This is a genomic window from Janthinobacterium svalbardense (assembly GCF_002327145.1).
In the GTDB taxonomy this organism is placed as follows: domain Bacteria; phylum Pseudomonadota; class Gammaproteobacteria; order Burkholderiales; family Burkholderiaceae_D; genus Janthinobacterium; species Janthinobacterium tructae.
Genome location: NZ_CP023422.1, coordinates 2,959,773 through 2,985,620, shown reverse-complemented (window position 1 = coordinate 2,985,620; position 25,848 = coordinate 2,959,773). Strand labels below are relative to the sequence as shown.

Genomic DNA, 25,848 nt, shown 5'->3' with positions numbered 1-25,848 from the left:
GGCTGCCACTTGTATGTTTTTGCAAATACTTTCTAGCAATTAGCTTATGTTTCTAATTTCCGTGCGGCAATGTTACCTCATGTAAATTTTACATGCACTAAAAAAGAGCGATCGCCGGGCCGATGCTTTTCCAAAACACACTTATGTGGCAAATGCGGCACGCCGGTGCGCCACGCCACGGCCACCTGTAGCGGCGTTTTATGCCACACTGGCGACCCCTGCTTTTTACCACCTTGAACCATGCATTCTTTGCTTTCTCAATGGCAACCACGCCTGCGGGCAATGGCCACGGCCGGCCTGGGCGACGACAGCGCCCACGACATCAACCACCTGCAGCGCGTCTGGCGCAATGCCACCGTCCTGCTGCAAGACCATGCGCAGGCCGACGCCCTCACCGTGATGGCCGCCTGTTATCTGCACGACCTGGTCAACTTGCCGAAAAACCACCCCGAGCGTCACCTGGCCTCGCGCCAGGCAGCCGCGCTGGCTTGCCGCCAGCTGGCGGAGCTGGATTTCCCTGCAGAAAAACTGGCCGGCGTGGCCCACGCCATCGAGACGCACAGCTTTTCCGCCAATCTGCCGCCGCACACCATCGAAGCGCAAATCGTGCAGGATGCCGACCGCATCGACGCGCTCGGTGCCGTGGGACTGGCGCGCCTGTTCTATACGGCGGCGCGCATGGATAGCGCGCTGGCGCATGGCGCGGACCCGCTGGCGCAGCATCGCGTACTCGACGACAAGGCGTACGCGCTCGACCATATCGTCACCAAGCTCGACAAGCTGCCCGGCAAGATGCAGACGGCGGCGGGCCGCGCGCTGGCCGAGCAGCGCCTCGCCGTGCTGACGGATTTTCGCGCCGCCTTTGCCGACGAATGGGGAATGAGCGCATAACATTGGTGGCGATAGCCAGCATGGCCCATGCTGTCTATAATGCAAGCCTCAGCTATCGCGCCGCGCGTCGCCAAAAATCTGTCACGCGCCGGCGCTTTGCCAACGCGCCGAAAGCATGCATGTCCGATAAAACCAGCCACGACAGCCATTCCGCGCCCGCGCGCGCCGGCAACCTCAATTTCATCCTCGTCTGCGTCTTCATCGACATGCTGGGCATTGGCCTGGTGGTGCCCGTGCTGCCCATTCTGATCGGCGACTTTGTCAACGGCAAGGAAGCGCAGGCGTTCTGGTACGGCATCATGGCGGCCGTCTTCGGCTTGCTGCAGTTCATCTTCATGCCCATGCTGGGCGCCATCAGTGACCGCGTGGGACGCCGTCCCGTGCTGCTGTACTCGATGGCCGGCATGGGCATCAATTTTCTCGCCACAGGCTGGGCGCCCAACCTGGCCTGCCTGTTCATCGGCCGCATCATCGGCGGCGTCTCGTCGGCCAGCATGTCGGTCGCGTCCGCCTACGCTTCCGACATTTCCACGCACGACAACCGCGCCAAGAGCTTCGGCAAGATCGGCGCCGCCTTTGGCCTGGGCTTCATTTGCGGCCCCATGCTGGGCGGCCTGCTGGGCGAGATCAATCTGCACCTGCCGTTTTACGTGGCGGCGGGCCTGTCGGCGGCCAATTTCGTCTACGGCTATTTCTGTGTGCCCGAATCGCTGCAGCCGGGCCCCCGCGCGCCATTTACCTGGGCGCGCATCAATCCGTTTGCCGCCCTGCTGAAACTGGTGCGCCGCGTGGACATCCGCGGCCTGGTGCTGGCCTTCGGCCTGATGACGTTTGCGCAAATGATGCTCAACACCACCTGGGTGCTATATACCCATTTCCGCTTTGACTGGACGCCGCGCCAGAACGGCATCGCCCTGTTCTGCGTGGGCCTGTGCGCGGCCGTGGTGCAGGCCGGCTTGCTGGGCATACTCATCAAGCGCTACGGCGAAGTGCGCCTGTCCTTGCTGGGCATGGCCTCGGGCGCCCTCACCTATTTGCTGTACGGCCTGGCCACGCAAGGCTGGATGATGTATGCGCTGATCCTGTGCAACCTGCTGGCCTTTGCCGCCGGCCCGGCCCTGCAAGGCATCATCTCGAAGGCATCGGCCGCCAGCGAACAGGGAGAACTGATGGGCTCTCTACAGTCGATCAGCAGCCTGGGCATCATCATCATGCCTTTGCTCGGCAGCATGATCCTCGGCGAAGTGAGCCACTTGCCGCCGCAAGACTGGCGCATCGGCAGCACCTTCTATCTGTGCGCCATCATGCAAACCCTGGGCATCCTGGTGGCCTGGCGCTACTTCAAGGCGCAACGCCAGGCCAGACTTGCGGTTTCCACCACAAAGTAGTCGGCAAGATAATATTGCACTTGAGAAATAAATAGGCGAGAATGAGATAATCAAGCAGGCGTTGCCGACGCCCGCGATTCGATGGCAAGCAAGGATGGGTATGACTGACTTTTATTCCAGCGCCTGGCGCCGAACCGTAGCCCTGCTGGCGCTGGCGCTGCCATCGCTGGCAGGCGCGCAATGCTCGCGCGACATCCAGGTACCCGTCTCGGCCATCGGCGCCAGCGTGGTGGTGAATGGCGCCAGCATCAGCGGCATCTATCCCGACTTGCTGCGCAGCATGGGCGCCAAGCTGGGCTGCAATTTCATCTTCACGGCCGTGCCCCGCGCGCGCCTGGAAGCGATGTTCGAGGCAGGCAAGGCAGACTTGCTGATCCCGGCCAGCAGCACGCTGCGGCGCGACCAGCATGGCTTGTTCATCCCCATGCTGGGCAGCCGCCCCTGCTGATCTCGCTGCAAGGCGCGCGCACGCCTATCAACACCATGCAGGAACTCATCGAGCGGCGCGAATTGCGCGTGGCGCTGGTGCGCGGCTACGACTATGGCGCACCGTACCAGGCGCTGGCGAAGGAGCTGAGCAGCCAGGGACGCCTGTTCTATGAAGTCGATGCGCTGTCCGTGGCGCGTTTGATGCAAAGCGGCTTCATCGATGCCACCATCATGGCGCCCACCATCCTCGCCGGCGTGGCGCAAAACGATGCGCGCGTGTACGGCCTGGCAGACCGCCTGCGCCTGGAAGCGCTGCCGGAGCTGCCGTGGGGCATGAGCGGCGTCTACCTGTCACGCAAGTCCCTGACGGCGGAAGACCAGGCCACCCTGCGCGAATTGCTGGACAAGGCAGGCCGCTCGGGCACCGTGATGGAGGCCTTCCAGCGTCATCACCGCCAGGAACTGCTCTCGCTCAGCATACGCCCGCGCTAAGGCCCGCATGTCCGGTCTGGTCGTCGCCGTCGTCCTGTTTGCCGCCCTGCTACACGCCAGCTGGAATGCCATCGTCAAGTCGGGCAAGGATACTTTCCTCACGACCGTGCTGGTGTCCGTCGGCGCGGCCCTGATTTCGCTGGCCGTCTTGCCCTTTGTTCACGCGCCCGCCCCCGCCAGCTGGCCCTACATGGCAGCCTCTGCCGTGGCGCAGCTGGCCTACTACTCTCTGCTGGCGGCCGCCTACAAGGCGGGCGACATGAGCCATGCCTACCCCTTGATGCGCGGCAGCGCACCGCTGCTCGTGGCGCTGGCCAGCTGGCCGCTGATCGGCGAACGCCTGTCTGGCATGCAGATGGGTGCCGTCGCCTGCATCTGCGCAGGCATCTTCGGCCTGTATTTTGCGGCGCGCCTGCCCGCCACGGCCGGCATCGCGAAAAGCACGGGACGCGCCACCGCCTTTGCGCTGGGCAACGCCTGCGTCATCGCCAGCTATACCCTGATCGACGGCATCGGCGTGCGCCTGTCCGGCGCGCCGGCCGCCTACACGATGTGGATTTTTGTGCTAAACGGCGCCGGACTGCTGCTGTGGACGCTGATGCACCGCCGCGCCGGCCTGCTGGCGTATGCGCAAACGCAATGGCATCTGGCCGCGTTTGGGGGTTTCGGCACCCTCGCTTCGTATGGCCTGGCCCTGTGGGCCATGACGCAGGCAAGCGTGGCCGCCGTCGCGGCCCTGCGCGAGACGTCGATTCTGTTCGCCATCGCCATTGCCGCGCTGTTCCTGCGCGAAAAAATCAGCCCCCGCCGCTATCTGGCTATCGCGCTGATAGCGGCCGGGGCCATGCTGATGCGGGCGGGCTAGGCGCCAGGCCGCAGGGTGGCGCGCATCTTATTGCGGCAAAACTACACATTCTGCGACGTCGCGAAATGAATTCATCTTTTGATAATTTCATTTTACTATTTGGTATCAAAAACCAGCCAGGAGGCATCATGCGAGCATTCGGTTCCGGAAAGCGCCACGCCAGCGCGCTGAGCGCCCTGTTTCTGCTAGGCGGCATAGCACCACCGGCCAGCACTGCCGCAGACTGGACATGGTGGGACAGCGGTTGGCCGAAGATCACGGCAGCCAAGGGTTCATTGGAAGAACAGCTGGAAACGGTGTTCGGCCAGCTGTCCACCGATTGCGCAATCTGGCCGAAAGGCAAGCTCAAGAATAATATCTCGCAAATTCCCGCACCGCTCAAAAAAGAGGCCAATCTGCTGGGATTAAGTGAACAAGTGAATGCCGTGCCCTTCGATTCCGCCAACCGCCTGATGAGTTTTCTATTCTCCAGCGACGATCTCAATGGCGACCAGAGCCGGCGTATCGACAACAACAATTATGTACTCACCGACAACCTCGATTTAAGCGCCCTCGCCGCGCCGCGCGTCGGCTCCGACACCCTCGGCTACAGGCACACCTGCAGCTCCTACCTCGCGGCGGCGCTCGATGCAGGTTCCTCGATTCCGATGGCCAGCGTCAGCGCCGCCCTGAAAACGGAGTCAAAGGAAACGGCCAACCTGGTCTTGATCAAGGGCACCTTCGAAAATCCCCTGTATCTGCGCGCCAGTGCACAGGATTTACCCACCTTGCTACGCTTTTGGAAGGCCTATGCGCAAGGTGTCGGCTACACCGACAAGCTACGCATCATCAAAGGATTTTCAGGTGTGCTGAGCATGCGGGTAAAGTCTACCGACCGCAGCATGCGTTTCAATGTCGGCGCGAAAAGCAATGTCGATCTTCCCATGCTCAGCGCATCGCTGTCATCGTCGGCAGAGATTACGAACAGCAACAACCTGCTGGTCAGCCAATACCTGACCTACGTCTATGCCAATACGCCGATGGCCAGCCTGTTTGCGCCAGCGCCGGCACCGAGCCAGGTGCAAGCGGCCTTTGCCCTGGCCAGTATCCATACCGGCAGCGCCAACGGCGCCTACATGTTCACCGACAAACCGTTCGAGTTCTGGGCCGATATCGACGCTATCCCCAAGGACATGTGCAACATTAACTCCTGGGACGTGCTGTCTCCGGCCGGCGCCACGAATCTGGCAAACAGCAACTACAGGGTTGGCCAGACGGAAAATGGCGTTTGCCGCTTCACCATCGCCGGCGACGCCCCGGCCGGCTCCAGGGCGCCGGAAAGCATCGTGCTCGACTATCAGATCGCCAGCAGGAAAAGCCTGCAAGAGAAAAAAGGCAGCGTACAGCTTTTACTGCCGGGACGCCTGCGCGTGCAGGCGTCGGATCATCCGGCCTATCGGCCGCCCGCCGTGCCCGTCGAAGGCGCCAAATTCGGCTCGGGCGCCATCAACTGGACTTACCAGCTTGATTTTTTCGATACGGAACGGGCCATCGACAGCAATCGCCTGCAGCAGGTGCACAGCATCGGCCAGCCGGTGCTGGCCTGCAAGGAAAAGAACCATGCGCTGGTGGAAAACATCAGCGTGGATACGGGCGGACGCATCCGGCTCACGCTCAGGCCCGCCGCCGCCACCGCGCTGCCCGCCGGCGAAGTATGTACACTGAAAGGACTGGCATTGCGCGTGCCTGCCGTCAACACAACCGCCCTGCTGACGCGCCCCATCGAGGCCGAACTACTGATTCCCTAGGCCTGGCGCGCTGACGGCCTTCCTGAGCCAGCGCCGGGCAACACAGCAGTGCGCCGCTTCCGGAAGCCCGGAATCGGCAGCATTGATGGACGCCCATATCGGCGCCTGTCTGCGCACTTGCTTAACGGGCGTCGTTCGGCGCGATCGGCAACTCGATCGCACTGGCCGCCCCTGCCGCGTGGTACACGCGCTGCGTCGCCTTTTTATAATCGCCTGGCTGGGCCAGGAAGATGTTCGGCACGAAGGTTTGCGGATTGCGGTCGTACAGGGGGAACCAGCTCGACTGTACTTGCACGGCGATGCGGTGGCCGGGCAGGAAGACGTGGTTCGCGTTTGGCAAGGCGAAACGGTAGCGTTCCACTTTGCCCGCCGGTATCGGCGTCGGGTGCTCGAAGCTGTCGCGGTAACGCCCGCGGAAGATGTCCATCGCCACGCCCAATTGATACCCGCCCATGGCCGGCTGCGACGGCACTTCGTCCGGATACACGTCGATCAATTTCACGACCCAGTCGGCATCCGTGCCGCTGGTAGCGGCAAACAGGTTGACCATCGGCGCGCCGGCGATGCGCACTGCTTCCTTCAACGGTGCGGAAACGTAGCTGAGCACGTCCGTGCGGTCCGCATAGCCGCGCTGGTCGCTGACCAGCCATGGCTTCCACACGTCGCCATCGTTCAGGCGTACGGGACGGGGCACGAAAGGCACGGGCTTGGCCGGATCGGCCACGTATTCGTCGAAGGCGCCTTCAGCCGCATCCCCAGCAGCGCCCGATGGCTCCGCAAAGCCCAGCGTGTTGCCATCCTGCAGGTAGATCGGCGTCAGCTTGGTATCGCACGTTTCGCAGGCCAGCGGCCACTGTTGCAGGCGCTGCCATTGGTTCGTGCCGCTCTGGTACGACACCACGGGCGCCGTGTTCGCGTCCGGCGCGCCATCCTTCAGGTATTGATTGAGGAATGGCTGCATGACTTTTTCGCGGAACTGGCGCGCCGTATCGCCGTCAAACTTCAGGGCGCCCAGACTGGAACCGTCATAGTTGACACCGCTGTGGCGCCACGGGCCGATGGCCAGGTAATTGAGGTTGTTGCGCTTGTCGCGCCCTTCCATCGCCGTGTAGCTGGCGTAGGGGCCATAGATATCTTCCTGGTCCCACTGCCCCACCACGTGCATGGTCGGCACGGTCAAAGGGCGCTTGGCCAGGATTTTATCGAGCGCCTGTTCCTGCCAATAACTGTCGTAGGCCGGGTGTTCGAACAGCTTTTTCGTGTACGTCAGCTTGTCGATGCCAAATTTCTTCGCGTAATCGCTGGCCGAGCCGATGCGCAGATACGCATCGTAGTCATCGTAGACGCCCAGCACGGGCGCCTCGCCGCTGCCGCGCACGCTCGTCTGCCACGCCAGGTAAGACAGGCTCGGCATGCGGAAGGCGCCGTTATGGAACCAGTCGTCGCCGCGCCAGCCATCGACCATGGCGCTCATGGGTATGGCCACCTTCAGCGCCGGATGCGGGTCAACCAGAGCCATCAGCACCGTATGGCCCTCGTACGAGGAACCCAGCATGCCCACCTTGCCATTGCTTTCCGGAATATTCTTCGACAGCCAATCGATGGTATCCCACGCATCCGTGACGTTATCGACCTTGGTATGGTTCAGCGGGCCGCGCACGGGGCGCGTCATCACGTAATCGCCTTCGGAGCCATGCTTGCCGCGCACGTCCTGGAAGACGCGGATGTAGCCATTTTCCACCAGGGTATCGTCGCCCTGCGGCAAAGTGGCCAGCATGCTGGGACTGGCCGCGCGCTGGGCGCGGCGGGCCGCATTGTAGGGCGTGCGCGTGAGCATGATGGGAGCGCGCTGCGCGCCCTTCGGCACGACGATCACCGTGTACAGCTTGACGCCGTCGCGCATGGGGATCATCACCACGCGCTTGACGTAATCATTGACATCGGGCATCACCAGCCTGGCGCCGATATCGGGCGTCATCGGCGGCGTTTGCGCCAGCGCGGGGGCGCTGAACAAGGTGCTGAACAGCAAGGCCAGGCTGCTCAGGCGAAGGGGGGCTACGACAGGCATACGCTTCTCCGAAAAATTCATATCGGCAATAGTACCCGGAAAGCAAGATTGACATACATCACACACACGGCGCACGGCAGATAAATCGGGGCGCAACTTGACAGAACGCGCACGAACTGCAACCATAACGCCATGAAATTTATCCCTTCACAACACGCCTGCTTGAATTGGTGGTCCCGCTCACTTTCGCGCGGCCACTGCATAGTGATGTGAATTTGATCCACGCCGCCTCGATCGGTGGCGTAACAGGCTCCAGCCTGGATCATCCCCGATGCAGGCGGCTCAAAAGGAAACTTGATGAGCTTGCCTAACACCCCAGATACCCAAGACCAAAACGACGCACCGGCAGCACCGCTGTCGGCTGCCGCCATCGCTTCGCAATCCGTGATCCTGACGGGCGACCGTCCGACCGGTCCCTTGCACCTGGGCCACTATGTGGGCAGCCTGCGCGACCGCGTGCGCTACCAGAACAGCTACAAGCAGTTCATCATGCTGGCCGACGCGCAGGCGCTGACGGACAATATGGATGACATCGACAAGGTGCACCGCAATGTCGTCGAAGTGGCGCTCGATTACCTGGCCGTCGGCATCGATCCGACGAAAACCACGGTCTTCATCCAGTCGCAAATCCCGGAACTGGCCGAGCTGACGTTCTACTACCTGAACATCGTCACCGTGGCGCGCCTCGAGCGCAACCCCACCGTCAAGGAAGAAATCCGCTTGCGCGGCTTCGAGCGCGACATTCCAGCGGGCTTTTTGACCTACCCGGCCAGCCAGGCGGCCGACATCACGGCCTTCAAGGCAGGCGTGGTGCCCGTGGGCGAAGACCAGATCCCGATGATCGAGCAAACGAATGAAATCGTGCGCCGCTTCAACCGCATGTACAACCGCGAAGTGCTGATGGAATGCAAGGCGCTGGTGCCCGATATCGGCCGCCTGCCCGGCATCGACGGCAAGGCCAAGATGAGCAAGTCGCTGGGCAACACCATCAACCTGGGCGCGACCTCGGCTGAAATCACGGCCGCCGTGAAAAAAGTCTACACGGACCCGCTGCACCTGCGCGTGGAAGACCCGGGCCACCTGGAAGGCAACATCGCCTTCACGTACCTCGACGCCTTCGACCCGGAAAAAACGGCGCTGGCCGAAATGAAAGCCCATTATGTGCGCGGCGGCCTGGGCGACAGCATCGTCAAGAAGCGCCTGGACCTGGTCTTGCAGGAAATGCTGGCGCCGATCCGCGCCCGCCGCGAAGAGTTCGCCAAGGACAAGGGCCAAGTCATCCAGATGCTCAAGGAAGGCACCTTCAAGGCGCGCGAAGTGGCGGCCCGCACGGCCGATGAAGTCAAGTCGGCGCTGGGTCTGAACTATTTCTGACCACCGGCAGCGAGCAAACTGATGCGCCTAGGCGGAGTCGGGTAAAATCCCGCTTTCGCCGGGCCATTTTTTTGCCTAACCCAACACCAGAGTCTGGGGTCGGACCCTGAGGGTCCGACCCCGGCACTTGTCTTAGGGTCACCATATATTGAAACATAGCTAATGACCGATACCCCTGTCGAACAGCTGCTGCAGCAGCATTTTTCCATCGATGCGCTGCAACAGGAGCCCGCTCCCCTGCAGCAGGCCCTGCGCATGCTGGGCGGCTGGCTGGCCGCCGAACGCGACACGGCCTATCCGCACACGCCGTACGCGGAACTGCTGACGCAACTGTCCGACACCTGCCTGCCCGCGCACGGCATGCCCGTGGCGCAATTCCTGCGGGAGCTCGACACCACCGTGCTGGCCAATACGGCCCAGCTGAACCACCCCCAATATATCGGCCACATGACGCAGGCCTTGCCCTGGATCAGCGTGCTGGCCGAAGCGTTTACGGCCACCCTGAACCAGAACCAGGTGAAGATCGAGACGGCGTATGTCTCGACCCTGATCGAAAAGCAGATCCTGGGCTGGCTGCACCGCCAGGTGTACCAGCAGCCGGACGCCGTCTACACGCAGGCGATGGCCGCCACCAGCGGCGCGCTGGGCAATGTCGTCAATGGCGGCACCATGGGCAACTTGACGGCGCTGGCCGTGGCGCTCGAAAAACAATTGCCCGGCACGCGCAAGCGTGGCCTGTTTGCCGCCATGCAGGAATCTGGCCATGCGGGGCTGGCCGTCATCGGTTCGGCCCGCAGCCATTATTCCGTGAAAAAGGCGCTGGCGACCCTCGGCCTCGGTGAAAACGCCCTGCAGCTGGTGGCCGTCGACCGCGACAACCGCATCGACGTCGCCGCGCTGGAAGCGACCATTGCCGACTTGAAATTACGCAAGATCAAGGTCGTCGCCATGATCGGCATCGCCGGCACGACGGAAACGGGCGCCATCGACCCGCTGGCGGCCATGGCGGCGATTGCCACGCGAGAAAGCATCTGGTTCCATGTGGACGCGGCCTGGGGCGGCGCCCTGCTGATCGCCGAACAATACCGCGCGCTGTACGACGGCATCGCCCTGGCCGACTCCGTCGTCATCGACGGGCATAAGCTGCTGTGGGTGCCGATGGCGCAAAGCATGGTGCTGTTCAAGGACAGCGCCAGCCTGAATTTGCTGAAGCACAACGCCAATTACATCTTGCGCGACAACTCGGGCGACCTGGGCCAGACCTCGCTGGAAGGCTCGCGCCGCTTCGACGCCTTGAAACTGTGGACGTCGTTCAAGGTGCTGGGCGTGTCCGGCTACACGACCTTGCTGCAGCAGGCGGCCACCCTGTCCGGCCAGTTGCAGGAGTTACTGGCCGCGCAGCAGGATTTCGAACTCGTCACGCGCTCCGACACCTTTATTCTGACCTACCGCTACGTGCCCGCGCACTTGCGCCAGCGCATGGAGGCCTTGCTGACCGACGGCCAGGTGGAGGTGGCGACGGAACTGAACCAGCAGCTGAACACCTTGACCGCCAAGCTGCAAAACCGGCAAAAGGCGCAAGGCCACAGCTTTGTCTCGCGCACGGTACTGGAATCGACGCGCTACCCCGGCCCGACCAACGTCCTGCGCGTAGTCATGACGAATGTCAAGACACGCCCCCACCACTTGCGCGCCATCCTGGCAGAACAGCGCGCCATCGGCCAGGCGCTGGTGGCGGAACTGGGCCTGTAAAACACCCACCCATCAGCCCTGACTGGATGCCCGATGCACCGCCTGAGCGCCCTCACCGACCTGTTACAGCATCTGTTGAAATGGCTGCTGCTCGCGGCCATCGTGGCCGCACTGGCAGGGTCGGCCTCGGCCGGTTTCCTGTACGCCCTCGACTGGGCCACGCGCACGCGCCTGGCGCACGCCTGGCTGATCTGGCTGCTGCCCGTGGCGGGCTTTGCCGTTGGCTGGCTGTACTTGCGCTATGGCAGCAGTGTCGAGGGTGGCGCGAATCTGCTCATCGATGAAATCCACGACCCGAAAAAAATCATTCCCTTGCGCATGGCGCCGCTGGTGCTGGGCGGCACCGTCCTCTCGCATTTGTTCGGCGCCTCGGTCGGGCGCGAAGGCACTGCCGTGCAAATGGGCGGCGCGCTGGCGGACCAGCTGACCCGCATGTTTCGGTTGAACAATGACGACCGGCGCATCATCCTGATGGCCGGCATCAGCGCCGGCTTTGCCTCCGTCTTCGGCACGCCGCTGGCAGGCGCCCTCTTCGGCCTGGAAGTGCTGGCCATCGGCCGCCTGCGCTATGAAGCCATGCTGCCCTGCCTGGCTGCCGCCGTCATCGCCGACCAGGTGGGCCTGCTATGGGGCGTCCAGCACACGCATTACGCAGTGCCTTTGATCCCCGCCCTTTCCGCCTGGACTTTATCCGCCATGGTGATCGCGGGCGTGCTGTTCGGCGTGACCGGTAAAATATTTGCGCAAACCACGCACGGTTTAAGTGCCTTGATGAAACGCTGCATCAGCTATGCTCCGCTGCGCCCGCTGATAGGCGGCCTCGTCGTCGCGCTGGCCGTGTGGCTGCTGGGCACGGATCGCTACATCGGCTTGGGCATTCCCACCATCGTCGACGCGCTGAAGGAACCGCTGCCCGCCTGGGATTTCCTCGGCAAGATGGCGTTTACCATCGTCTCGCTGGGCACGGGCTTCAAGGGCGGTGAAGTCACGCCATTGTTCTTCATCGGCGCGACTCTGGGCAATGCGCTGGGGCCGCTGCTGCACCAGCCCGTCGCCTTGCTGGCCGCCATCGGCTTCGTCGCCGTGTTTGCGGGCGCGGCCAATACGCCAATCGCTTCGACCCTGATGGCGATGGAACTGTTCGGCGCCGAAATCGGCGTGTACGCGGCCATCGCCTGCGTCGTGGCCTACCTGTTTTCCGGCCACGCAGGCATTTACCGGGCGCAACGGGGCGGGCATGCCAAACGCCACGGGGGCAAGGATCTGCCCCCTTGACGCGGTATAGGCTGGCGACCTGCGCTAGCCCCGGATCCGTTCAAATAGCTGGCAGGCAAACTCTTCAATGTCAGCGCGCATGGCCAGCGCTTCCAGCCACGCAGGCGGAATTGCCTGCGCACCATAATACGCACCGGCAAGCTGGCCGACGATGGCGCCGGTCGTATCGGCATCTTCGCCCAGGTTGACGGCGCGTAACACGGCCTCTTCCAGTGAGCCGGTATTAAAGAAACACCAGAGCGCCGCTTCCAGCGACTCCACGCAATAACCGGTGCCGCGTATCTGCTGCTCCGTTTTGGCGATGAAGTTACCGCTAGCCAGCTCCACCAGCCTGGGTTCGGCAGGCCGGTACGCAATACTCGCGATCAGCTCTTCTTTCGGCGTGCCCGCCAGCGCGCTGCACAGCAAGGCGGCGAACAACTGGCAGCTTTCGACCGCCTCGGGTGCCGCATGGGTGGTGCGGGAACTATCGGCGGCATAGGCCACGGCCGCTTCGACATCAGGAAAAGCAAACAGCACGACCGGGACCAGGCGCATGAGCGAACCATTGCCAGCAGTGTCAGGCGCGGCGGAGCCACTCCAGGGATTGCCCGTCTCCTGGAAACTGGCCAGCGCGCTTCTTACCGTGCCACCGATATCGAAGCAGGTGCCGGTGGAACTCAGGTAGCCCCATTGCCACCAGTTCAGATACCGTACCATCTGGTCGGCCGGATCGAACGCCCCTTTCTGGACCAGGCTTTCGGCCAGGCACAGCGCCATTGAAGTATCGTCCGTCCATTGTCCCGGCTGCAAGCCGAATGGCCCACCGCCAGTCATGTCCGTCACGGGCGCGAAGCTGCCGCGCGGAGAAAACTCCACGGTCGTGCCGACGGCATCGCCACAGGCCAGCGCCAGCATGGCGCCCAGATAACGGTTGTGCAAAGTAGTTGACGTATTCATGGTTTCCATTGACTCTTAGCTGGCCACATTGCGCGTAAAGCGCAAAGTGGATGCACCCGCATTGACATAGGCATACGCTTGCGCGCTGCTGAACACAAAAAAATCGCCGGTAACCAGCGTTCTCGTCCCGGCCGCCAGCACCAGCTGTAATTCCCCCTCCAGCACATAGAGCATTTCGCTGAAGCCGGCCGGGTCGGCTTGCGCATCGTAGCGCTCGCCTGGCGCCAGGGTCCACGACCACAGTTCCACCTGGCGGCTGGCGGGCGCCGCGCCCAGCAGCACGGCCTGGCTCGCTTGCGATGCACTTTGCCACATCAGCACGCGCAGGCTGCCGTGCGGCTGCTGCGGCGGCTGCACCAGGTCGACAAAGGCTACTTTCAAGGCGGCAGCCACATGGTCGAGGTTGGCCAGGCTGATGTTGATGCTGCCCGCCTCGACGCCATTGACCATGCGCCGGCTGAGTCCCGACAGGCGCGCCAGCTCTTCCTGGCTGAGGCCGGCAGCGACGCGCAAGCGCCGCAGATTTGCGGCCAGGTGTGCCAGCACGCCACCGGCCTCGGCTTGACTGCGCAATATATTGCTCCTATGATGATGGGAAATATTTTGCTCATAGCATAGCTCCCCATGAAAACACATGCAAGTCCCCGCCCGCCCTCGGCCTGCCCGAACTGGCCCTGATCGCCATCACCTTCATCTGGGGCGGCACTTTTCTTATCGTGCAGCATGCCGTGACGGTTAGCGGTCCGCTGGCCTTTGTCGCTGCCCGCTTTGCCGTGGCCGCCAGCATCGGCGCCCTCGTTTGCCGGGGCCAGCTGCGCCAGTTGACGAAGGCCGAATTGCTGACAGGAATGGCCATCGGCGTGAGCATCTTTGGCGGCTATGCGCTGCAAACCTATGGCTTGATGCATATCACGAGTAGTAAATCGGCCTTCATCACGGCCTTCTATGTGCCCATCGTGCCGCTGGTGCAATGGCTGGTCTTCAAGCAGCGGCCCCGTGCCGCCGTCTGGGCGGCCGTGGTGCTGGCTTTCGTGGGCTTGCTGTTGCTCACGGGAACGGATGGCTTGAGCATGGGCTTGGGCAAAGGCGAGCTGATGACGGCCGTGGGCGCCATCGCGATCGCGTTGGAAATTATTTTGATCAGCCGCGTCTCGCCGCAACTGAACATCCTGCGCGTGACCATCGTTCAACTGGCGACCGCATCCCTGATCGCCCTGCTGCTGATGCCCGTCATGGGCGAAGCGCCGCCAGCCCTGAGCCAGACGTTCATCCTCAGCGTGCTGGCCCTGGGCTGCGCCAGCGCACTGATCCAATATGTGATGAACTGGGCGCAAAAGCGCATTTCCGCCACCAAGGCCACCTTGATCTATGCAGGCGAGCCGGTCTGGGCGGGCGTCATCGGGCGCATCGCTGGCGAACGCCTGCCCGCGCTGGCCATCGTTGGGGGGATATTGATCATCGCTGCTGGCATCCTCAGCGAGTGGCGGCCGAAGCGCCTGCGTGCCGATGGCAAGGCCATCGCACCAGCAGATTAAGCCCCGGTCCGCCGCAGCGCCGCATCCCCATGCAGTGCCAGCGGCACGGCCCTGGCCCAGCGGTTCGAAGATAGCGAAAACGTCAGCGCGCGCACCTGGTGGTACCAGCCGGCGGGCACGTACAGCATGTCGCCCGGCTCGACGATGCATTCGATCATGGCCGCCTGGCGCGCCAGGGGGAAACGCTGGAAATCGGGCGCTTCCGGGTCGAAGGGCGAGCCGAACAGGATGGCGTTCGCCTCGCTGGGGTACAGGAAAACATCATGGTGCGGCGGCGATAAAAAGATGCGCTTGCGGCCCCACACTTGCGCGAAGATATTGTCGTCGTAATCGCAATGCAACGGTGTCACCGTGCCGGCCGGCCCCACCCAGAAACGTGGCGGGCCCATCTTGTCGAAATACGTGGGCCAGTGGCACAGGCGGTTCAATTCGCGCAACTCCAGGTTGCCCAGATACGGCGGCAGCGCGTACTTGCCCTCTGCCACCAGGTCCAGGTATTGCCCCATCGACATATCCTGCATGGCGCGGTCGGGCGCAAACGCCGTGTTGATGTAGTCGCCCACCCGCGCGCGCACAGGCACGTGGCTGAACTGCTGGCGCAAGACGTCGGGAGCCAGGGTGGACAAGGGCCAGCGCTGCACCAGCCCGCGCATCAGGAAAGGCAGGCCCAGCGCGGCGCGCGCGCGGAAGGCGGCAGCGTCCAGCATGGACAGGCGCGGCACCTCGCTGATGGCCGGCAAATTACGCGCCGCCTGCTTGATGGCTGCGCGCATGGCGTCGATGGAAATGACGCCGCGCACTTGCGCATCCTTGTCTTCGCGCGACTGCTTGCGCGCGAGTGCCGCTTCGGGCGAACTGCATTCTGCTGGCGGCCTGGGCGGCAAGGCGCGCGGCGATATGGGGGTGGCCGCAAGCTCGAGCGGCACTTCTTTTTCTACAGACATAAACCTTCTTTGCGATCAGGGCGTCGCGCGGCATGGCGCGACAGTGCGCCATTTTAAGCCAGCAAGGCCAGCATGACCTATTCCCCCCACGCATCGACACCTGACAAAACCGTCGCGAGCGGCAGTGATTTGTGGCTAAGAAGCGCAACCGTACTTCAGTACGGTGAGCATCGCAGGCCGCAAAGCGCGACGCGCAGCAGGTTTGGTCAGGTGTCCTCAGACAGGCGTCTTGAAGATGGGATCGACGATGAACTGCTGCGCCTTGATGCGCAGGGTGCGCTCTTCGTCCAGTTCGGCGCGCGTTTCGCCCAGCTCTTCGCGTTCCGCTTCCAGTTCCAGGCGCGCGGCCGCCAGTTCCGTTTCCACGCGCGTCAGGCTTTCCAGCTTCAACTGAGCCTGGATCAATTCGGCGCGCGCCGCTTCGGCAGCCTCTTCCAGGCGTGGAATGCCCTCGAGCTTGAATTGCGCCTTGGCCAGGTCCATGCGCGCCTGCTCGGCCGCCTCTTCCAGGCGCGGCAAACCTTCCAGGCGCAGCTGCGCCTTGGCCAGGTCCGTGCGCGCCTGGTTCGCCACTTGCCGCTCGCGTTCGAGTTCATCGCGCAAGGTTTCCAGCTCACCCGCCTGCAAGTCGAGCAACTCTTGCTGGCGCTCGTTCTCGCTGGCCAGGTCCATCAATTCCTGCTGATTGTCGTTCATCTCGGCTTCATGCGCGCTGTGGCTGGCGCTTAATTCCTGTCCTACATAATCGAGGATGGCTTGCTGCAGCACAGGCGACAGTTCGGCGGCGGCAGCGATCTGGCGCTGCGCACCCGCCTTGCGGCGCAGCAAGAGCTTGCTGATGGTGCCCAGACAGGCGCCGTTGCCCAGTCGTTCGCGCAAGGCGCGCACCGTGATGGCCTGGCCTTCGCCCGCCATCGCGTCCATTGCCGCATTGATCTGTTCCGCGCTTACTTTTGCCATGTCGTGTGCTCTTGAATGTTGCCCAAGGCAATCTTGCCCAGGGGCACTATCTTATGCCAGCGGCGGCAAAGCGTAAAGTATTTCTCAATAGAAATTGCAATTGCACAACGCAAGCGTGAGAAAACATGCGGCTTCAGCGGATTTACTCTTCGAGCAGGCCATTTTCCGTCAGCATATCTTGCACCAGTTCCAGCCGCAGCACGGGATTATCCTGGCTTAGCAGCAATTGCTTTTGCATGGGACTCAGGGACAGCAGCTCGCACCAGCGGTTCGCCACCCAACCGCACTCATCGAGGCGGTATGGCGGTTGCAAGGGCATTTGTTCAGGCGGGATCTTTTGCTCCTGCAAGGTGCGGATCAGGGCGCCGAGCGCGTCGGCCACGTTTTGCTGCTCTTGCGGAATAAGAATGGTTTTATCAGGCGGCAAGGTGTCGATCTGCGCCATCCACAAGCCGTGCTTGAGCTGCTCGCTGGAGACGATATGAAAGCGCTGCATGCCCATGCATTTGATTTGCAGCAAACCCGACAGGGGCGCGGCCCAGTCGATGACGCGCGCCAGGGTGCCCACGGGCGCCAGGGCTTCCTGCTGGCCCGGCTTGCGTACTTCCGCGCCGTCCAGCAACTGCACCACGCCAAACGGCTGCTCGCCCATGATGCATTTACGTATCATGTCCAGGTAGCGTACCTCGAAGATCTGCAGGGGCAGATAGCCATCGGGATACAGCACCGTATTGAGCGGAAACAAAGGTATCGAGGTCATAGGCGCATGATGGCACGAATGGCATATCCGTGCAGCGCGCCTTGCGTCCCCGATTATTTGTAAAAGCGCCTTTTCTTGGCCCGCTCGGCCGCCTTCGGCGCCAGCACCTTGACGGCCTTTTTCTGGATGGTGCCGCCGGCGGACGTGCCCGGCACGCGATGTTCCGCTTCGAAACCGGGCTCCTCGTTGCGCTTGAGGGTTTGCCGCGTCAGCGCTTCCACGGCCGACAGCAATTCCACCTCGTCGGCGCAGACGAGGGAAATGGCCTCGCCCGAAGCGCCCGCGCGGCCCGTGCGGCCGATGCGGTGGATATAGTCTTCGGCGACCGTCGGCAAGTCGAAATTGACGACGACGGGCAATTGATCGATGTCCAGGCCGCGTGCCGCCACGTCGGTGGCCACCAGCACCTGCACCTCGGCAGATTTGAAACGGGCCAGCGCGCGCAGACGGTTCGGCTGCGTCTTGTCGCCATGAATCGAATCGGCGCGCACGCCCTGCTCCAGCAAGGTATTCACCAATAGCTCGACGCCCTTGCGCGTCTTGACGAAGACCAATACCTGGCCCCAGCGCTTTTTCCTCAGCAAGTGCAAAAACAGTTCCGGCTTGCGTTTCTTGTCGCACACGATGACCGATTGCTTCACGGCCTTGACCGTGCTGTTGCGCGCGCTCACTTCCACCGAGACGGGGTCTTTCAGCATGGTTTTCGCCATGGCGCGGATGGCGTCCGAGAACGTGGCCGAGAACAGCAGGGTCTGGCGCTGCTTGGGCATCGTCATCAGCAATATATCGAGCTCGCGCTCGAAGCCCAGGTCCAGCATGCGGTCCGCCTCGTCCAGCACCAGGGTTTGCACCTGCTCGAACTTGACGGCGCCCTGCGTCTGCAAGTCCAGCAAGCGGCCCGGCGTGGCCACCAGCACGTCCAGGCCCTTGCGCAGTTTGCTGATCTGCGGCTCGATGGGTACGCCGCCATACGCGACAAAGCTGCGCAGCGGCAGGTTGCCGCCATAGCTGCGGAAACTGGCATACACTTGCTCGGCCAGTTCGCGCGTGGGCACCAGCACCAGCACGCGCACGCACTGGGGCGCCACCACGCCTTCCAGAGCAAGGCGCTGCAGCAGCGGCACGGCAAAGCCGGCCGTCTTGCCCGTGCCCGTCTGGGCGGCGGCCATCAGGTCACGGCCTGCCAGCACGGCAGGAATCGCTTGCGCCTGCACGGGCGTGGGCTTGGCATAGCCGAGCTCATCGAGTTTGCGGACCAGGGGATCGATCAGGCCGAGGGAGGAAAACGTCATGGGGAAAGCAATCTTGGCAAATGAAAAGGTGGCGCACGGACCAGCCGTGTGCGCGATTGCCGAGATTATAGGCCAGCGGGCATGCCGGCCGCAGTTTTCAGCATGAAAACATCGCCATCAGAACTTCATTTCCATCGTCGCGCGCGCCTGCGGCGAACTGGTGGAAATGCCATTGCGGGCGACGGTGCCGCTGGCGTCCGTGTAGCTGGTGTTGCTTTCGAAATCTTGCGCCAGCAGGTTCGACACGACCACGCGCAGCTGGTTCTTCGCATCGAACTTCCATACGGCATACAGGTCAAGGTCGCGCCGCGGCGACGTGTACGCGCTCTGGCGCTCGGTGATGCGCACGGGACCACCCGTGCGGAAATTGAAGCTGCCTCCCGTGCTCAAGACGCCATCGGGCGTCTTGTAGTCGAGGCCAAAATTGCCGCTGAGGGGCGTTTGCTGGTCGAGCCGGTTGTCTGGTCCCGGCACCCGCTCCACCTGCGACCAGTTGCGGCTGATGCTGGCGCGCACGTCGAGCGCGGGCACGGGCGCGGCCAGCACGGCGCGCAAGGGGAACTTCGCTTCCAGTTCCAGTGTCTGAGTATTCGCGCGGCCATCATTGATGGGCGTGGACACCCAGCGATCATCGATGAACAGCAGTCCCTGGCGCGTATAGCCGTCGATGCGGCGGGCCGAGGCGCGCGCACTGAGCAAGGCGCTGTCGGCCCAGTAATGTTCGTACGAGGCATCGATGCCCAGCGCCAGCTCCGGCTTCAAATTCGGATTGCCTACACGGTCAGGCTCGGTCTGGCTATTATTTGTCGCAATACTGCGGCGCGGAATCAGGTTCGACGTGGAAGGCGACTTGTAGGTGCGCGTCAGGGCCAGACGGACCTGGTCACCCTTGGTGTCGGGCAGTTTCCACAGGGTTTGCAGCAGCGGGCTCCACACGCTGCTGCGCTGCTGCACGGCCTCAAAGGTATCGCCGGCGCTGCGCGTGTCGATGCCTTCCCAGCGCACGCCCGCATACATGGACCAGCGCGGTGTGATATCCCATTCATCCTGTGCATACAAGGCCAGGAGCTTGATATCGGCATCGAAATGCTCATCGCTATCGACGGGCGGACGGCCGCCCGGCAAGGCCTGTTCACGCTGGAGGCGCTCTTCCTCGCGTCGGCTGAGGGTGCCATCCCAGCCCATGGACAGCGCATGGCCCGGCATCCAGGGCGTGGAATACTTGCCGGTGGACGACAAGCTGCTATAGCTCGCCTCGACACGCACGTTGCGGTCCAGCACCAGCCCCACGCCATCGATATAGCCGAGCGGATGGCTATCGGCCGTATTGCTGGTGGCGCTGGCGCGCAGGCCCAGTTCCAGCTTGGCGCCACCGTCGAGCTTGCGCACCCACGTCAGGTCCGTGCGGCCGAAAACGTAATGGTTGCCGGAAGTACCGTCATTCGTGTCGTAGTCAGGACGCGCGCCCAGCAGCGTGTCGGTCCGGCTATGGCTGCGGTTATCGCTGCGTCCGCCATTGAGAAAAAATTGCGCCGTCAGGTTATCGCCGTCCGCGAACGCCCAGTTCAGCCGGGGCGACAGGTTGATGCCCTCCGAACGGCCATCGCCCGTGCCGGTGATACGCCGCAGCAGATTTTGCTGGCCATCGGGCAGATAGCCCAGGTCCAGCGCCGGCCTGTCCTTCGGATTCTCGTAGTGGTAATCGTAGCGGTAGAACGACGCGGCCAGCGAGTACGAGAAAATGCCGTCCTTGTCCGACAGTTGCAAGTTACCGTTGCTGGAAAAGGCATCGCGGCCACCGCCCACGCCCAGCTTGACGTCGCGCTGGGCCGTTTTCACGGCCTTTTTCAGCACCACGTTGATGGTGCCGGCGATCGACTGGGTGCTGTACTCGGCACTGGCCGCATGCAAAATTTCGATGCGCTCGATGACGTCGGGCGACAGGGTATCGAGCGAAAAACCGGCCGGCGCCCGTTCGCCGTTGAGCAAAATCTGCGTGTAGCCGCTACCCAGGCCGCGCATGCGGATTTCGCCACCCGAGCGCCCGGCCGCGCCGGACACGGTAATGCCGGGCAAGCGCTTGAGCACGTCGGTGACATTCGTGTCGCCATACTTGAGGATTTCCTCGCTGCCCACGACCATCTTGCTGGCCGTATCGTCGCGGCGCGGATCATAGCCGCTGCCCTTCACTTCCACGGTTTGCATGGGTTTTTCGGCCTTCAGCGGCGCGGCGGCAGCAGCTTCAGTAGCGGGCGTTTCGGATTGCTGGGCCTGGGCATTCCAGGCAAGTAAAACGGCACAACAAAGGACGGTTAGGCGAAGGCAACGGCGTGGCATCATGACCTGGCTGAAAAAGTTGGCTGAATAAAAATGGCTAAAAGCTAAAAAACAGGCCGCTGTATTGTGCTGCAATTTTTTCCGAGTGGCACAGTTTCCAGAAAATATTTACTATGGCAAATTAAATTCGGCGGCAGACTGTGATACGCACCCTTGCATACGGCGCATATCATTGCGCGCCACATCGCCGCTATAATGCGTTTTCATCATTGTTCCAACACCTCCGTCAAAGGCTTCCCATCGTGTCTGACCGTCTTGCCGTTTTGCCTCAATATCTGCTGCCCAAGGGGGCGTTGACCAACTTTGCCGGCCGCATCGCCGGCGCCAAGGGCGGCGCCATGACCACGCGTTTGATCCGCTGGTTCGTCGGCCGCTACAACGTCAACATGGATGAGGCATTGGACCCGGACATCACGCACTACGCCAGCTTCAACGACTTTTTCACGCGCGCGCTGCGCCCCGATGCCCGTCCGCTGGCCCAGGCCGACTACGTCTGCCCCGTCGATGGCCGCATCAGCCAGTTCGGCAGCATCGACAAGGACCAGATCTTCCAGGCCAAGGGCCACAACTTCAGCACCACGGCCCTGGTGGGCGGCGATGCGGCTCTGGCGGCGCAGTTCGAGCATGGCAGCTTCGCCAATCTGTACCTGAGCCCGCGCGACTACCACCGCATCCACATGCCGTGCGACGGCCGTTTGACGCGCATGATTTATGTTCCTGGCGAATTGTTCTCCGTCAACCCGACGACGGCGCGCGGCATTCCCGGCCTGTTCGCCCGCAACGAGCGCGTCGTCTGCGTGTTCGACACGGCCAACGGCCCCTTCGTCATGACCCTGGTCGGCGCCACCATCGTCGGCAGCATGGCCACCGTCTGGCACGGCGTTGTCAACCCGCCCCGCACGGGCCAGGTGCGCGACTGGAGCTATGCCAACGACAATGTCGTACTGAAACAGGGCGAAGAGCTGGGCCGCTTCCTGCTCGGCTCCACCGTCGTCATGCTGTTCCCGCAAGGCACAATCAATTTCAATGCCAGCTGGCAACCGGCCGGCCCCGTGCAACTGGGCGAAGTCATGGGCAACCTGCCCAAGTAAGTAAGCCAGCGGAATGCGCACCTACACGGGCGCGTCTGTTTGGTACATTTCCTCCATCAAGTCCAGGAATGCGCGCGTCTTGGCCGGCATCAAGCGCCGGCCGGGAAACACGGCCCAGCCCGTGACCAGCGGAAAACTCCACTCCGGCAGCACGCGCACCAGTTCCCCCGTCTCCACATAGGTCTTGGCAAAGCGGTCCGTGCTGGCTGCGATGCCGACGCCCGTGCAGGCCATGCGCACCAGCAATTCCGGCGAATTGGCCAGCAGGCGCACGGGTAAATCGCGCTCCCACGTCGTCTTGCCGCGTATCAAAGTCCAATGCACGAGGCCATGCACGGCGCGCGGCAAGCTGAGCAGATCATGGCCATATAAATCGTCGGGATGCTCGGGCAAGCCGTGCACGCTCGTGTATTGCGGCGAGGCATACAGGGACAGCGTGCTGAAGGCCACGCGTCGCGCGGCCAGGCTGGCATCGTCGGGCAAGTTGCCCATGCGGATGGCCAGGTCAAAATTTTCTTCCAGCAAATCCACGCGGCGCGCCGACAAGTCCAGTTCCAGCGAAATGGCCGGATAGCGTCGCACGAACTCGGCCAGCACCTGGCGCATCAGAGCATCGCCGAAATCGGCCGGCATGGATATGCGCAGCAAGCCGCTGGGGCCCGCCTGGCGGTGCTGCGCCAGCGCGCCGGCCGCCTCCGTTTCCTCGACCACCTTGCGCGCATGTTCAAGCAGGCTGGCGCCGAACTCCGTCAGCGCCAGCTTGCGCGTGGTGCGCAGCAGCAGCCGCTCGCCCAATTTCGCCTCCAGCAGCGAGATGCGGCGCGACAGGGTCGACTTGGGCAAGTCCACGCGCTGGGCGGCACGCGAAAAACTGCCGCACTCGACGACGCGCGCGAACAGCAGCAAATCTCCGGGATCGATATCCATAGTTTTTATTGTTCCATGAGTGGATTAATGTTATCCATTTTAACGCCTTCCGCATCGATTTTGGAATTGCTATAGTTCATCCATCGCAAGACACCTCACACGGAGAAAACAAGATGAACATCCTGCAAATCAATTCCAGCGCCCGCAGCACCGGTTCCGCCTCGACCCGTTTGGCTGACGCCATCGTTGCCCGCGTGCAAGCCGCCAACGCCGGCGCCACCCTGGCGCGCCGCGACCTGGCTGCCGCACCGCACCCCGTGCTCGACGAGCCGACCCTGCAAGCGCTGTTCACGCCAGCCGACAAGCGCACGCCGGAACAGGCGGCCCGCATCGCCCTGGACGATGCGCTGATTGCGCAAGTGCAAGCAGCGGACGTGATCGTCATCGGCGCGCCCATGTACAACTTCGGCATCACCGTGCAACTGAAAAGCTGGTTCGACGCGATTGCCCGCGCCAACGTCACCTTCAAGTACACGGAAAACGGCCCCGTGGGCCTCTTGACCGGCAAGAAAGTCTACGTGGGCCTGTCCCGCGGCGGCTTGCACCGCGACAGCGCCAACGATAGCCAGGTGCCTTACCTGAACACCATGTTCGGTTTCCTGGGCCTGACGGACGTGCAATACGTGTATTCGGAAGGCATGGGCATGGGCCCGGAAGCCGTGGCCAAGGCGCAAGCCCAAGCGGACGCCGAGATCAACGCGATTCTGGTGTAATTCCCAGCAGTGAAAGGGGCGGCGCACTGGCGCCGTCCTGGCCTAGAGGAGAGAACAATGAGCGACATCACCAGCGTCAACAAGCCACGCGCCGTCGAGCGCGTGATCGCCGGCCAGGCCGTCATGGATGGGGCCGGCGTGAAGATCAACCGCGTGCTGACGCAGCAGCTGCAGCGCCGCCTCGACCCGTTTTTGATGCTCGACAATTTTGCCAGCGACAAGCCAAACGACTATATCGCCGGCTTTCCCGAGCATCCGCACCGGGGTTTCGAAACGGTGTCGTACATGATCACTGGGCGCATGCGCCACAAGGACAGCGCAGGCCACGAAGGCTTGCTGACCTCGGGCGGCGTGCAATGGATGACGGCCGGCAGCGGCGTAATCCACTCGGAAATGCCGGAACAGGAAGAAGGCGTGATGGAAGGCTTTCAGCTGTGGCTGAACCTGCCCGCGCGCGACAAGATGCGCACGCCGTGGTACCGCGATTTCACCAGCGCCGACATCCCCCGCTACACGACGCACGACGGCGTGGCCGTGCAAGTGATCGCCGGCAGCAGCCATGGCGTGACGGGCGCCGTGCAGCGTGAGCTGACAGAACCGCTGTATCTCGACATCGACTTGCCGGCCGGCAGCAGCTTCGAGCAGCCATTGCCGCCAGGCCATAACGCTTTCATCTACACTTTCCGTGGCGAAGTGCAGGTGGACGGCAAGGCCGTGCCCGCCCTGCGCATGGCAATCTTCGCCAACACGCCGGGCAGCGATGGCGTGCGCATCGAAGCACCGCAAGGCGGCCGCGTGATCCTCGTCGCCGGCCAGCCCTTGAACGAGCCCATCGCGCAGTATGGCCCGTTTGTCATGAATACCCAGGCGGAAGTGTTCCAGGCAGTGCAGGACTTCCGCGAAGGCAAGTTTGGCGAGACGGCAGCGCAGTAACATAGTCTGCTTCAGGAAAAACCTGCAGCGCCTCCGGGCCTGCAGGTTTTTTGACGTGCCGACTATGTTGTTGCTTTTCAATTACACTGACGGCAACCTCATTCCACAAAGCATTCCATGCAGCCGACGCACACCGAACACGACGCCACCCATTTGCACGCCCACCTGAAGGGCGACGCCCAGCACACCCACTCGTTCGAGGGGCGCAGCCAGAGCATCCTCGCGTGGGCGCTGGGGCTGACGCTGTCGTTTGCCGGCATCGAGGTCATCGCCGGCTTCCTGTCCAATTCGCTGGCCCTGATTTCCGACGCGGGCCACATGGTCACGGACGCGGCCGCGCTGGGCCTGGCCCTGCTGGCGCAGATCATCGCGCGCCGCCCGCCGTCGCCGCGCCACTCGTTCGGTTTCGGCCGTGCCGAGGCGCTGGCCGCCTTCGTCAACGGCCTGGCCATGCTGTGCGTGGTGGGCTGGATCTGCTATGAAGCCGCGCTGCGCTTTTCCGCCCCGCAACCTGTGAAGGGCGGCATGGTCTTCATCGTCGCCTTCATCGGCCTGGCGATCAACGTGGTGGTGGCATGGGTATTGTCGAAAGACAAGCAAAGCGTCAACACGCGCGCCGCCCTCGTGCACGTGATGGGCGATTTGCTCGGCTCGGTTGCCGCCATCATCGCCGGCGCCGTGATTTACTTCACGGGCTGGATGCAGATCGACCCGCTGCTGTCCGTGCTGGTGTCGCTGCTGATTCTGAAATCCACCTTCGGCGTGCTGCGCGAGTCGTATCACTTCCTGATGGAAGGCGTGCCCATGCACATCGACTACATCGCCGTGGGCACCGACGTGGAGCAAGTGGACGGCGTGATTGCCGTGCACGATCTGCATGTGTGGGACATGTCGCCAGGCCAGCCGGCCCTGATCGGCCACGTGGAAATCGAACACCTCGACCATTGGCCGAAGGTCTTGCGCGCGATCAAGAAGATGCTGTTGGCCAAGCATGGCATCGATCATATTACTCTGCAGCCTGAAACCGCCACGATGGCGGGACTGCATGCGGGTGACAAAACCCACTAGCAAGGGCTGGGGTCAGACCCCCCGTGAC

The 25,848-nt window shown here is 62.8% G+C and carries 23 protein-coding genes; 14 read left to right on the top strand and 9 right to left on the bottom strand.

Annotated features, from left to right (window positions below):
• Nucleotides 1-240 precede the first annotated feature (240 nt).
• The 6 genes from CNX70_RS13425 (at nt 241) to CNX70_RS13405 (ending at nt 5,852) form a co-directional block, all read left to right on the top strand.
• Entirely contained in the window at nt 241-891 is a 651-nt protein-coding gene (locus CNX70_RS13425) for an HD domain-containing protein (protein WP_096235087.1), read from the top strand.
• A 119-nt stretch (nt 892-1,010) separates the two neighbouring features.
• Complete coding sequence (locus CNX70_RS13420; RefSeq protein WP_096238441.1) at nt 1,011-2,279, top strand: TCR/Tet family MFS transporter; 1,269 nt, start codon at nt 1,011-1,013, stop codon at nt 2,277-2,279.
• 100 nt (nt 2,280-2,379) lie between these two features.
• A complete protein-coding gene (locus CNX70_RS28885; protein WP_244199145.1) occupies nt 2,380-2,727 on the top strand; it encodes a transporter substrate-binding domain-containing protein in 348 nt (115 codons plus the stop codon).
• Nucleotides 2,728-2,762: 35 nt separating this feature from the next.
• Nucleotides 2,763-3,200 carry a hypothetical protein gene (locus CNX70_RS28880; RefSeq protein WP_244199144.1) on the top strand — a complete coding sequence of 146 codons (438 nt, stop codon included), beginning with the start codon at nt 2,763-2,765 and terminating at the stop codon, nt 3,198-3,200.
• Nucleotides 3,201-3,207: 7 nt separating this feature from the next.
• Nucleotides 3,208-4,065 (top strand): EamA family transporter, encoded by an 858-nt coding sequence (locus tag CNX70_RS13410; protein ID WP_096235086.1) that lies wholly within the window; start codon nt 3,208-3,210, stop codon nt 4,063-4,065.
• Nucleotides 4,066-4,193: 128 nt separating this feature from the next.
• Nucleotides 4,194-5,852 carry a hypothetical protein gene (locus CNX70_RS13405; protein WP_157751004.1) on the top strand — a complete coding sequence of 553 codons (1,659 nt, stop codon included), beginning with the start codon at nt 4,194-4,196 and terminating at the stop codon, nt 5,850-5,852.
• Between the two features lie 121 nt (nt 5,853-5,973).
• On the opposite strand, the gene CNX70_RS13400 is transcribed toward CNX70_RS13405, so the two are convergent.
• Nucleotides 5,974-7,920 (bottom strand): CocE/NonD family hydrolase, encoded by a 1,947-nt coding sequence (locus CNX70_RS13400; RefSeq protein WP_096235084.1) that lies wholly within the window; start codon nt 7,918-7,920, stop codon nt 5,974-5,976.
• A gap of 297 nt (nt 7,921-8,217) precedes the next feature.
• Between CNX70_RS13400 and trpS the strand changes: the two genes are divergently transcribed.
• From trpS to CNX70_RS13380, 3 genes are all read left to right on the top strand, one after another.
• Nucleotides 8,218-9,294, top strand: coding sequence for a tryptophan--tRNA ligase (gene trpS / locus CNX70_RS13390; protein ID WP_244199143.1), 1,077 nt, complete (start codon nt 8,218-8,220; stop codon nt 9,292-9,294).
• A gap of 162 nt (nt 9,295-9,456) precedes the next feature.
• The gene (locus CNX70_RS13385; RefSeq protein WP_096235082.1) at nt 9,457-11,046 is read left to right on the top strand and encodes a pyridoxal-dependent decarboxylase; all 1,590 of its coding nucleotides are present in this window, start codon (nt 9,457-9,459) and stop codon (nt 11,044-11,046) included.
• Nucleotides 11,047-11,079: 33 nt separating this feature from the next.
• On the top strand, nt 11,080-12,321 hold the full coding sequence (locus CNX70_RS13380) for a voltage-gated chloride channel family protein (protein ID WP_096235081.1): 1,242 nt from the start codon (nt 11,080-11,082) through the stop codon (nt 12,319-12,321).
• A 24-nt stretch (nt 12,322-12,345) separates the two neighbouring features.
• On the opposite strand, the gene CNX70_RS13375 is transcribed toward CNX70_RS13380, so the two are convergent.
• Entirely contained in the window at nt 12,346-13,260 is a 915-nt protein-coding gene (locus tag CNX70_RS13375) for an ADP-ribosylglycohydrolase family protein (RefSeq protein WP_096235080.1), read from the bottom strand.
• A gap of 15 nt (nt 13,261-13,275) precedes the next feature.
• Nucleotides 13,276-13,833, bottom strand: a complete 558-nt coding sequence (locus tag CNX70_RS13370; protein WP_208624537.1) for a helix-turn-helix domain-containing protein — start codon at nt 13,831-13,833, stop codon at nt 13,276-13,278.
• Nucleotides 13,834-13,988: 155 nt separating this feature from the next.
• On the opposite strand from CNX70_RS13370, the gene CNX70_RS13365 reads away from it, so the two are divergent.
• The gene (locus tag CNX70_RS13365; protein ID WP_482793347.1) at nt 13,989-14,795 is read left to right on the top strand and encodes a DMT family transporter; all 807 of its coding nucleotides are present in this window, start codon (nt 13,989-13,991) and stop codon (nt 14,793-14,795) included.
• On the opposite strand, the gene CNX70_RS13360 is transcribed toward CNX70_RS13365, so the two are convergent.
• From CNX70_RS13360 to CNX70_RS13340, 5 genes are all read right to left on the bottom strand, one after another.
• Complete coding sequence (locus CNX70_RS13360) at nt 14,792-15,739, bottom strand: cupin-like domain-containing protein (RefSeq protein ID WP_096235079.1); 948 nt, start codon at nt 15,737-15,739, stop codon at nt 14,792-14,794. The genes CNX70_RS13365 and CNX70_RS13360 overlap by 4 nt on opposite strands.
• Before the next feature lie 216 nt (nt 15,740-15,955).
• Nucleotides 15,956-16,699, bottom strand: coding sequence for a DNA-binding protein (locus CNX70_RS13355; protein WP_096235078.1), 744 nt, complete (start codon nt 16,697-16,699; stop codon nt 15,956-15,958).
• A 142-nt stretch (nt 16,700-16,841) separates the two neighbouring features.
• On the bottom strand, nt 16,842-17,459 hold the full coding sequence (locus CNX70_RS13350; protein WP_096235077.1) for an LON peptidase substrate-binding domain-containing protein: 618 nt from the start codon (nt 17,457-17,459) through the stop codon (nt 16,842-16,844).
• A 53-nt stretch (nt 17,460-17,512) separates the two neighbouring features.
• Entirely contained in the window at nt 17,513-18,751 is a 1,239-nt protein-coding gene (locus tag CNX70_RS13345) for a DEAD/DEAH box helicase (protein ID WP_096235076.1), read from the bottom strand.
• A gap of 117 nt (nt 18,752-18,868) precedes the next feature.
• Nucleotides 18,869-20,956 carry a TonB-dependent receptor plug domain-containing protein gene (locus CNX70_RS13340; protein WP_244199142.1) on the bottom strand — a complete coding sequence of 696 codons (2,088 nt, stop codon included), beginning with the start codon at nt 20,954-20,956 and terminating at the stop codon, nt 18,869-18,871.
• 374 nt (nt 20,957-21,330) lie between these two features.
• Between CNX70_RS13340 and asd the strand changes: the two genes are divergently transcribed.
• The gene (asd, locus tag CNX70_RS13335) at nt 21,331-22,179 is read left to right on the top strand and encodes an archaetidylserine decarboxylase (protein WP_096235074.1); all 849 of its coding nucleotides are present in this window, start codon (nt 21,331-21,333) and stop codon (nt 22,177-22,179) included.
• 21 nt (nt 22,180-22,200) lie between these two features.
• On the opposite strand, the gene CNX70_RS13330 is transcribed toward asd, so the two are convergent.
• Complete coding sequence (locus CNX70_RS13330; RefSeq protein ID WP_096235073.1) at nt 22,201-23,106, bottom strand: LysR family transcriptional regulator; 906 nt, start codon at nt 23,104-23,106, stop codon at nt 22,201-22,203.
• 113 nt (nt 23,107-23,219) lie between these two features.
• On the opposite strand from CNX70_RS13330, the gene CNX70_RS13325 reads away from it, so the two are divergent.
• The 3 genes from CNX70_RS13325 to CNX70_RS13315 all read left to right on the top strand — a co-directional run bounded on the left by CNX70_RS13325 (nt 23,220) and on the right by CNX70_RS13315 (nt 25,820).
• Entirely contained in the window at nt 23,220-23,819 is a 600-nt protein-coding gene (locus CNX70_RS13325; RefSeq protein WP_096235072.1) for an FMN-dependent NADH-azoreductase, read from the top strand.
• Between the two features lie 57 nt (nt 23,820-23,876).
• Nucleotides 23,877-24,752, top strand: coding sequence for a pirin family protein (locus tag CNX70_RS13320; protein ID WP_096235071.1), 876 nt, complete (start codon nt 23,877-23,879; stop codon nt 24,750-24,752).
• A gap of 117 nt (nt 24,753-24,869) precedes the next feature.
• Nucleotides 24,870-25,820 carry a cation diffusion facilitator family transporter gene (locus CNX70_RS13315; RefSeq protein ID WP_096235070.1) on the top strand — a complete coding sequence of 317 codons (951 nt, stop codon included), beginning with the start codon at nt 24,870-24,872 and terminating at the stop codon, nt 25,818-25,820.
• Nucleotides 25,821-25,848: the final 28 nt, after the last annotated feature.